Consider the following 770-nt stretch of genomic DNA (forward strand, 5'->3'; position numbering starts at 1 on the left):
GGATCACCCTGGACGGGGTCGACATCGCCGCGATGTCGCGGGAGGAGCTGCGGGCGAGCATCGGCATGGTGCTGCAGGACACCTGGCTGTTCGGCGGCACCATCGCGGAGAACATCGCCTACGGCGCCGAGGGCGCCACCCGGGAGCAGATCGTCGCGGCGGCCACTGCCGCGCATGTCGACCGGTTCGTGCGCACCCTGCCGGCCGGCTACGACACGGTGCTCGACGACGAGGGTGCCGGCGTCAGCGGCGGGGAGCGGCAGCTGATCACCATTGCCCGGGCGTTCCTCGCCGAACCCCTGATCCTCGTCCTGGACGAGGCGACCAGCTCGGTGGACACCCGCACCGAGGTACTGATCCAACGGGCCATGTCGACCCTGCGGGTGGGGCGTACCGCGTTCGTGATCGCGCACCGGCTGTCGACGATCCGGGACGCGGACACCATCCTGGTGATGGAGAACGGCGCGATCGTCGAACAGGGCGACCACACCAGCCTGCTCGCCGCCGCCGGCGCCTACGCCCGTCTGTACCAGGCCCAGTTCGCCCAAGCCGTCGCCGAGGTTTAAGATCACCGGGCTCTGAGCCGCCGGGGTCTGGTCGGCGAGATCTCGTGGAGTCGGCGGTGGCGGTGGTTCCGGCGGACAACGACAGGACACGACTCGGGTCTCGGCAGGTGGTCGGTCGCGTCTCGGCAGGTGAGCCGCCGGCCGTAAAGTCGCCGGTGACGGCCCGTGCCCCGGGGCCGTGGAGGGTGGTGACCGGTGCGGCGG

Annotated in this window: 1 protein-coding gene; it reads left to right on the top strand. The window is 71.2% G+C overall.

What is annotated here, in order from left to right; translation table 11 throughout:
* Positions 1-566: ABC transporter ATP-binding protein (locus DD1DGNOD_RS11105; RefSeq protein WP_131770056.1), on the top strand; the 566-nt coding region annotated here is incomplete at its 5' end.
* Positions 567-770: the final 204 nt, after the last annotated feature.

The organism is Candidatus Protofrankia californiensis, from assembly GCF_900634765.1.
Lineage (GTDB): Bacteria > Actinomycetota > Actinomycetes > Frankiales > Frankiaceae > Protofrankia > Protofrankia californiensis.